Origin of the sequence: Nonomuraea rhizosphaerae (assembly GCF_019396405.1) — a bacterium.
In the GTDB taxonomy this organism is placed as follows: Bacteria; Actinomycetota; Actinomycetes; order Streptosporangiales; family Streptosporangiaceae; genus Nonomuraea; species Nonomuraea rhizosphaerae.
Window position 1 is genome coordinate 1 of sequence record NZ_JAHKRL010000328.1, and the last position, 8,759, is coordinate 8,759.

At 70.2% G+C, this 8,759-nt stretch carries 6 protein-coding genes; 4 read left to right on the forward strand and 2 right to left on the reverse strand.

The genetic code is table 11. From position 1 onward, the window contains the following. Nucleotides 1–24: 24 nt before the first annotated feature. Nucleotides 25–1,521 carry a M48 family metalloprotease gene (locus KME77_RS16500; RefSeq protein WP_219468047.1) on the reverse strand — a complete coding sequence of 499 codons (1,497 nt, stop codon included), beginning with the start codon at nt 1,519–1,521 and terminating at the stop codon, nt 25–27. A gap of 79 nt (nt 1,522–1,600) precedes the next feature. Between KME77_RS16500 and KME77_RS16505 the strand changes: the two genes are divergently transcribed. Together KME77_RS16505 and KME77_RS16510 are read left to right on the forward strand one after the other, a co-directional pair. Next, entirely contained in the window at nt 1,601–2,821 is a 1,221-nt protein-coding gene (locus tag KME77_RS16505) for a deoxyguanosinetriphosphate triphosphohydrolase (RefSeq protein WP_219468049.1), read from the forward strand. A gap of 40 nt (nt 2,822–2,861) precedes the next feature. Then, nucleotides 2,862–4,022: an NAD(P)/FAD-dependent oxidoreductase gene (locus KME77_RS16510; RefSeq protein ID WP_246609883.1), complete on the forward strand. Its 1,161-nt coding sequence runs from the start codon at nt 2,862–2,864 to the stop codon at nt 4,020–4,022. An 89-nt stretch (nt 4,023–4,111) separates the two neighbouring features. Here KME77_RS16510 and KME77_RS16515 read toward each other — a convergent pair whose 3' ends face one another. Next, on the reverse strand, nt 4,112–4,960 hold the full coding sequence (locus KME77_RS16515) for a M23 family metallopeptidase (RefSeq protein WP_246609885.1): 849 nt from the start codon (nt 4,958–4,960) through the stop codon (nt 4,112–4,114). A 292-nt stretch (nt 4,961–5,252) separates the two neighbouring features. Between KME77_RS16515 and dnaG the strand changes: the two genes are divergently transcribed. Both dnaG and rpoD read left to right on the forward strand, forming a co-directional pair. Continuing rightward, complete coding sequence (dnaG, locus tag KME77_RS16520) at nt 5,253–7,094, forward strand: DNA primase (RefSeq protein WP_219468056.1); 1,842 nt, start codon at nt 5,253–5,255, stop codon at nt 7,092–7,094. A 449-nt stretch (nt 7,095–7,543) separates the two neighbouring features. After that, nucleotides 7,544–8,692, forward strand: coding sequence for an RNA polymerase sigma factor RpoD (gene rpoD, locus KME77_RS16525; protein WP_372451182.1), 1,149 nt, complete (start codon nt 7,544–7,546; stop codon nt 8,690–8,692). The last annotated feature ends 67 nt before the right edge of the window (nt 8,693–8,759 follow it).

Sequence of the window (8,759 nt, forward strand, 5' to 3'; positions counted from 1 at the left end):
CCCCGCCGCGACGCGGCGGGGGCGCTACGCCGGCACCTGCTCCCGCAGCGTCTCCGGCACGTAGTCGTGCCGCATGCCCATGTCCCCCAGCCACTTGCGCAGGCCGGGGACGGCCGCCGGGCTGGCCGCGACCTGGGCGGCGTACTCCGACAGCGCCACCTCCTCGCCGTCGTCGAACAGCAGCCGCGCCGGTCCCGACCACGACAGCGTCCAGCGGGCCTGCCCGAGCTGGATCAGCACCGCCTCCAGCGCCTGCCCGAGCACCCCGGACAGCATCGTCTCCGACGGGTTCCAGCCCAGCTCGCGCAGCTTCTCCTCCAGCTCGGGCCGCCGGCCGCGGGCGATGGCCTCGAAGGCCGCGTCGAGGTAGGGCCTGGCGGCGCCGAGCACCCGCTGCCCGGCCAGCGCCAGGTCGTTGAGCGCCTCGGCGTTGCGCACCGCGTACATGCCGTCGGAGACCAGCTCCTCCCACGACACGGGCCGCAGCCCGGTCAGCGCCTCCGGCGTCCACATCGCGTGCTCGACCGCCTGCACCGCCATGTTCGGCTCGTGCAGCAGCGTGAGGGCCGGACTCGGGTCGGGCACGTGCTGCGGCTCCGGCAGCAGCTCCAGGGCGGCCAGCCGCTCCTCCAGGCTCGGGTGCGAGTCGTAAGGGGAGGTCTCGCGCGGCTCCTCGCCGATCCTGGCGATCTCCGCCTGCCGGGCCGAGTCGCTCATCAGCGCGTGGAACCCGCCGAACACGGCCGCCGGCCGGTTGCCGCCCGCGCCGGTCATCGACAGGTAGTTGGCGGCGTACAGGTCCCAGGCGGTCGCGGTGCCGTGGATCTTGCGCAGCGCCTCGGCCATCGCCTGCCGGCCGCCGATGGCCACCGCGAACCGGTCGGCCTCCAGCTCCTGCTGCCGCGACACCTTCTGGGAGACCAGCATGTAGAGCTTGGCGTACCCCCTGAACAGCTTCTGGAAGAACGGATGGTTGGACAGCCCCTGGACGGTCGCGGCCAGCGACACCCGGCCCCGGTAGACCGGAGCGCCCAGGCGGGTGTGCGCGCCGCTGTAGTGGCCCAGCTCGTGGCCGAGCACCGCCCGCATCTCGTCCACCGTCAGCGCCTGGAGCAGGGGCAGGCCGATGTACATGCGCCGCCTGGTGGCCTTCATCCCGAGGAACTTCGTCTCCTCCGCCACCGCCGCGTTGACCTCCGGCACCAGGCGGATCTCGTCCGGCGGCGCGGTGCGCACGCGCCGGGACAGGTCCTCGACCACCTCCCAGAGCGTGGGCTCGTACTCGCGCGTCACCTCCACGCCCGGCTGCTCGCCGTCGCCGCGACGGCTGACCATGTAGAGGGCCCGGACGAGCGCGCCGGCCGCCAGGGTCAGCACCACCGCCGCCTTGAGCGTGTTGGCGTGGAAGTCGACCAGCAGCAGCACGTCGAAGAAGACGGCCGCGGCCACGATCAGGCCGACCAGCACGTAGAAGCCGGCGAGCAGGACGAAGGCCAGCACGGCCCGGAACGCTGTGGTCATGGGGGAGGGCTCCCGGGGAAGGGGGTTCTCGCGGCTTGACATTAGCGGAGACGGGAAACTGGATAAAATCACAGCTCCTATGCCCTACTACGATGACCACGATCAGGCACGATGGGTGCCGGAGCCGCCGGGCAACCCCGAGCGCGGCCCCTTCGAGCGCGACCGCGCCCGCGTCCTGCACAGTTCGGCGTTGCGCAGGCTCGCCGCCAAGACGCAGGTCGTCGGCCCCGGCGAGACCCTCGGCCTCGGCCAGCACATCCCGCGCACCCGGCTCACCCACTCGCTCGAATGCGCCCAGGTCGGCAGGGAGATGGGCGCCACGCTCGGGGTGGACCCCGACCTCGTGGAGACCGCCTGCCTGGCCCACGACCTGGGGCACCCGCCGTTCGGGCACAACGGGGAGGTGGCGCTCAACCAGCTCTCCACCTCGTGCGGCGGCTTCGAGGGCAACGCGCAGAGCCTGCGCCTGCTCACCCGCCTTGAGGCCAAGGTGCTCACCCGCGACGGCCGCAGCGCCGGCCTGAACCTCACCAGGGCCGCGCTCGACGCCTCCATCAAGTATCCGTGGACCTGCGACAGGTCCCCGAAGTTCGGCGTGTACGACGACGACCTGCCGGTCTTCAAGTGGATCAGGGAGAGCGCGCCGGACGGCCTGGTCAGCTTCGAGGCGCAGATCATGGACTGGGCCGACGACGTCGCCTACTCCGTCCACGACCTGGAGGACGCGCTGCACTCCGGCCACGTCACGCCCGAGGCGCTGCGGTCGGCCGGGGAGCGCCGCGCCGTCTGCGAGATCGCCCGCAGGTGGTACGCCCCCGACGCCGGCCTCGACGAGCTCGAAGCCGTCTTCGACAGGCTGATCACCATCCCGCTCTGGCCGCGCCGCTTCGAGGCCACCCTCGCCGACCTGGCCGGGCTCAAGGCGCTGACGAGCGGCCTCATCGGGCGTTTCTGCCAGTCCGCCCAGACCGCCACCAAGGACGCCTACGGCCCCCGTCACCGCTCCGAGCTCGTCGTGCCCCGCACCACCCTCCTGGAGTGCGCGCTGCTCAAGGGCATCACCGCCCACTACGTCATGACCACCGAGGACCACAACGCCAACCAGGCCAGGCAGCGCGACCTCATCACCGAGCTGGCCTCCCTCATCACGCTCGGCGCGCCGGCCACGCTGGAGCCCGCCTTCCGGCCCTCGTTCCTCGGCGCCGCCGACGACGCCGGCCGCGTCCGGGTGGTGATCGACCAGATCGCCTCGCTCACGGACACGTCCGCCATCGCCTGGCACAGACGCCTTTCCCGGTGACCTCCTTTCCCGATGCCCCCCGGGGGCGGATACTTCGCCCATGGCCACATATGTGATCGTCGGCGCCGGCCTCGCGGGGGCCAAGGCGGCGCAGACGTTGCGGGAGGAAGGCTCCGACGACGAGATCATCCTCATCGGCGCGGAGACCGAACGCCCCTACGAACGACCGCCTCTCTCCAAGGAGTACCTGCTCGGCAAGAAGGAGCGGGAGAAGATCTTCGTCCACGGCGCCACCTGGTACGCCGACAACAACATCGACCTGCGGACCGGCCTGCGCGCCACGGGCCTCGACCTCGACCGGCACGTGGTCAGGCTCGCCGACGGCTCGCGGCAGCCGTACCACAAACTCCTCATCGCCACCGGCGCCACACCCCGGCGCCTGCCGGGCCCCGCCCTCTACCTGCGCAACGTCGAGGACAGCGAGGCGCTCAAGGCCCGCATCGCCGAGGGCGGGCGGGTGATCGTCGTCGGCGCGGGCTGGATCGGCCTGGAGACCGCCGCGGCGGCCCGCAAGGCCGGCTGCGACGTCACGGTCGTCGAGCCCGAGCCCACGCCCCTCTACCAGCCCCTCGGGCCCGAGCTGGGCGAGGTCTTCGCGGCCCTGCACCGCCACCACGGCGTGGACCTGCGCCTGGGCACCGGCGCGGCGGAGATCACCGAGACCGGCGTACGGCTCAGCTCGGGCGAACGCCTCACCGCCGACCTCGTCGTCGTCGGCATCGGCGCGGCCCCCGAGATCGGCCTTGCCGCCGACGCCGGGCTCGACGTCGGCTCCGGCATCCTCACCGACGCCTCCCTGCGCACCTCCCACCCCGACGTGTACGCCGCCGGCGACGTCGCCGAGGCCTTCCACCCCCTGTACGGCAGGCGCGTACGGGTCGAGCACTGGGCCAACGCGCTCAACAGCGGCCCCGTCGCGGCCAGGGCCATGCTCGGCCAGGACGTCGCCTACGACCGGATCCCGTACTTCTACACCGACCAGTACGACCTCGGGATGGAGTTCTCCGGCGACATCCAGGGCTACGACGAGATCGTCTACCGGGGGTCGGTGCCGGACCGGGAGTTCGTCGCGTACTGGCTGCGGGAGGGCAAGGTGGTGGCCGGCATGAACGTCAACGTGTGGGACGTCGTCAGCGAGATCCAGCAGCTCATCCGCTCGGGCGTCACCGTCGACCCGAAGGAGCTCGCCACCGACCGCTGACGCCACCGACCGCCCCCGCCTGCGTCCGACCGCCTCCGGCCCAGGACCGCCGGCTCACGCGGAGCCGGCCGCCGATCTGAGGCGGGGGTCTACGACGAGGTGATGATGATCGGCGTCTGCGTCGGCTGCGGGTTGCTCTTCTTCTTTTTCTTCTTCTTGGTGGTGGTGGGCGTCGGATTCGGCGCCACCTGCCTCGACGAGCACTGGACGGTGCACGGCGGCGTCTCGCCCAGCTTCTCGCGCGTCTTCAGCGTCTCTTCCTTGGGCGAGAGCGTCTTGTTGCCCTTCCGCCAGGCGTCGAGGTAGTCCCAGGGCTTGACCATGCCCCTGCGCACCCACCAGTACGTGGGGGCCGTCTTCCAGGAGATCGCGAAGTACAGGTTCGAGCCCGTGTCGCGGGCGTTGCCCGAGTTGCCGACCTTGCCGAGCGTCTTGCCGGCGTTCACCTTCAGGCCGGGCTTGACGTCGTCGGCGATGCTGTCGAGGTGCCCGCCCAGGTAGCGGACGCCGTCGTCGCCGATGATCGTGACGAACAGGCCCTCGCGGTGGGCGCCCACGTCGGTCGCCGGCGACCAGTTGTTGACCCGGTTGACCTCGTCGATCACGCCGTCCACGGGCGCCACGAACGCGCACCCCTTGGCCGCCCAGATCGTCGTCTTCGGCAGGACGAGCAGCTTGCGCTGGTAGGTCGTCTTGCAGTCGCGCACCGGGAAGGCGTAGGTGTACTTGGACAGCTTGGGCGGCGGGATCTTCGTCGGGTCCTCGCCCGACGGCGCCGTCTCCGACGACTGCTGCTCGATGGTCGCCGTCGGCTGCGGTATGGTCGCCGTCACCGACGGGCTGCCCGTCACCGGAGGTGTGCTGGGCGTCTCAGCGCTGACCCCGGCCACGCCGGTGGCCTCCGCGCACGCGGCCGTCGTCAGTACGGCACACGCCAAGAGCGCCCATCGTCCGAGATGCCCCGCTCGCATGATCTCCATCCGTGTCGCCGTCTTAACCGCAAACCTTTACCTTTGTAGCCGACGCGGCAAGCTGTGATGACGACTTTCGTCCTATCGGGACCCGACAGTGACATCCCCATATCGCAAGGTCACCGACACATCACTGCCAGCGAGGGAGCGCCGCGGCGGCAGAGGGCGGACGAGCTCGTCTCACGGAGTGAGGTCGTCAACTGCGCGAGGGAGCGTAGTGGCGGTCCGGTTGTCGTAGGGCGGGAATAGACTCGGCGGCGTGGCTGGCCGGATCCGTGACGTTGACATCGCGCTCGTACGCGAGCGATCTCCCATCGCCGAGGTGATCGGCGAGCACATCCAATTGCGCAACGCGGGGGGCGGCAACCTCAAGGGGTTGTGCCCGTTCCACGATGAGAAGAGCCCTTCCTTCAACGTCACCCCCGAGCGCGGCATGTACTTCTGCTTCGGCTGCTCCGAGGGCGGCGACGTGATCACGTTCGTCGAGAAGATCGAGCATCTGTCGTTCGGCGAGGCCGTCGAGCGGCTGGCGCAGCGGGCCGGGATCCAGCTCCAGTACGAGCAGGGCGGCTACGTGCCGAGGCGCGACCACGGCGAGCGGGCGCGGCTGATCGAGGCGCACCGGGCCGCCGCCGAGTTCTACGCCGAGAAGCTGCTCACCCCCGACGCGGCCCCGGGGCGGCGCTTCCTGTCGGAGCGGGGGTTCGAGCGGGCGGACGCCGAGACGTTCGGGGTGGGCTACGCGCCGAACGAGTGGGAGGCGCTGGCGCGGCATCTCATGGGACGCGGGTTCACCGCCGAGGAGATCGTCAAGGGCGGCCTGGCCAAGGAGGGGCGGCGCGGGCCGATGGACCGCTTCCGCGGGCGGCTGATCTGGCCGATCCGCGACGCGACGGGCGACGTGATCGGGTTCGGGGCGCGCAAGCTGCTCGACTCCGACGACGGCCCCAAATACCTCAACACCCCCGACTCGCCGCTGTACAAGAAGAGCCAGGTGCTCTACGGCATCGACCTGGCCAAGCGGGAGATCTCCAAGCGCTCGCAGGCGGTGATCGTCGAGGGCTACACCGACGTCATGTCGTGCCATCTGGCCGGGGTGCCGACGGCGGTGGCGACGTGCGGCACGTCGTTCGGCGAGGAGCACATCAAGATCCTGCGGCGCTTCCTGCTCGACCAGGCCGAGTTCCGCGGCGAGGTGATCTTCACCTTCGACGGTGACGCGGCCGGGCAGAAGGCGGCGCTGCGGGCGTTCGCCGACGAGCAGAAGTTCGTCACGCAGACGTACGTAGCCGTGCAGCCCGACGGGCTCGACCCGTGCGACCTGCGCGTCAAGCAGGGCGACGCGGCGGTGCGCGACCTGATCGCCAGCCGCGAGCCGCTGTTCCAGTTCGCGATCCGCAGCACGATCAGCCGCTACGACCTGCGCAGCAACGAGGGCAAGATCGCGGCGCTCGACGCGGCGGCGCCGATCGTGGCCGGGATCAAGGACGTCGGGCTGCGCAAGCGCTACGCGATCGACCTCGACCGGTGGCTCGGGTTCATGGACGAGCGGTTCGTCATGCAGCGCATCGCCGAGACGGGCGCGGCGCAGCAGGGCCGGCCGCGGCGCGCGCCCAAGGCCGCGCCCCTCGACCCGCACGTACGGGTGGAGGGCGAGCTGCTCAAGCTGGCCGTGCAGCGGCCCGCGCTGCTCGGGCCCCGCTTCGACGCGCTCGACCCGCAGGCGTTCACCGCCCCCGACCACGTGACGCTGCACCAGGTGATCACCGCGGCCGGCGGCACCGCGGCGGCGGGGCACGGCGGCCGGGAGTGGGTCGACCGGCTGCTGGAGCAAGCCCACGACGACGCGGCCCGCAGCCTGGTGACCCGGTTCGCGGTCGAGGCCATCCAGGCCGACTCGCACGTCGAGGAGCGCTACGGGGCGGCCATGCTGGCGGCGATCGAGGCCATCGCGGTCGACCGGGCCATCGCGCAGGTCAAGTCCCGCATCCAGCGGCTCAACCCGGTGGACGAGCAGCAGGAGTACAACCGGCTGTTCGGCGAGCTGGTCGGGCTGGAGCAGCAGCGCCGGGTGCTCCGCGACCGCGCCGCCGGAAGCTGACTCCCTGCGGCGCCCTCCTGCGGCGCCTCGTGTGCCGCCCTCGTGTGCCGCCCTCGTGTGCCGCTCTTGTGTGGCGGCGTAGGCGAGGGCGGCGGGCGCGATGGGCAGGGGACCGTATCGCTTCGGAGGGTGAACGCGAATGGGCGGTGTAACGGCTCGCGCGAGAGTTGCCCGCCGCGATTCGACAACTTCCCGTCAGACGGAGTGCGGCACTGGCGGAATCCTTCAGCGCCCGCCCGCGAAAGAGGCGTCCGGGCAGGCTGCGCCGTGCGCACCGCCACGACCTGGTCCGGGACGCGCCTTACTCGACCGCGTAATTGACTTTACTTTCCTGATCAAACTCGGGCTAAACCTTAAAGGGATCTCAATTTGGTAAGGGCGGTCGCCTTACCTTCGGTGACAAAAATGGGTCTGCCATTTTATGGAACCAATACTGCAGACTGTGTCCCGTGGGTGCATCGGTGCTGCCAAGTGGGCCGCCATCGGTAGATCAGGTGGCGGACCTCGTCGCGAAGGGAAGGGAGCGCGGAAGCGTAACCGTCGATGACGTCGCAGCCGCGCTTGACCGCTCAGAGTTGCCGTCCGACGCGCTGGAACGCGTCGTGCGGATGCTCGCCGAGAACGGTGTGGAGGTCCTTGAGCCCCAGGGCGAGGAAGAGACCACCCGCGCCGACGAGGAAGACGTAGGCAAGCGGGCGCCGACCAGCGATCTTGTCCGTATCTACCTGCGGGAGATCGGCCGGGTGCCGTTGCTGACAGCCGAGGAGGAGGTGGAGCTCGCCAAGTCGATCGAAGCCGGCTTGTTCGCTGAGGACAAACTGGCAAGCGGTGTCTCGCGTCTGGCATTCCCCGAGTTCAGGGAGCTCGTCTGGCAGGGGACGCGCGCGAAACAGCGGCTCATCGAGGCCAACCTCAGGCTCGTGGTGTCGATCGCCAAGCGGTACGTGGGCCGCGGGATGCTGTTCCTCGACCTCATCCAGGAAGGCAATCTCGGGCTCATTCGCGCGGTCGAGAAGTTCGACTACACGAAGGGCTACAAGTTCTCCACCTACGCCACGTGGTGGATCCGTCAGGCGATCACCAGGGCGATAGCCGACCAGGCGCGCACCATTCGCATTCCGGTGCACATGGTGGAGACGATCAACAAACTCGTCCGCGTGCAACGGCAACTCCATCAGGATCTCGGCCGGGAGCCGATTCCCGAGGAGATCGCCAAGGAGATGGACCTGCCGGTGGATCGCGTGGTGGAGATCCAGCGGATCGCGCAGGAGCCGGTGTCGCTCCAGTCGCCGATCGGCGAGGAGGACTCCGACCTCGGCGACTTCATCGAGGACGCCGACGCGGTCGTGCCCATGGAGGCGGCGGCCTTCATCATGCTGCAGGACCAGCTCGACGACATCCTGGCGACGCTGTCGGACCGCGAGCAGCGCATCATCCAGCTCCGCTTCGGCCTGGCCGACGGGCATCCGCGCACGCTGGAGGAGGTGGGCAGGGAGTTCGGCGTCACCAGGGAGCGGATCAGGCAGATCGAGTCGAAGACGCTGGCCAAGCTCCGCCACCCGACACGCGCGCAGATGCTGCGGGATTACCTCGACTAGCGGCTCAGGTTTCGCCGTCATTACGGCGCGACCCCGCGCAGAGACGGACAGCGGGCCCGGGAGACTC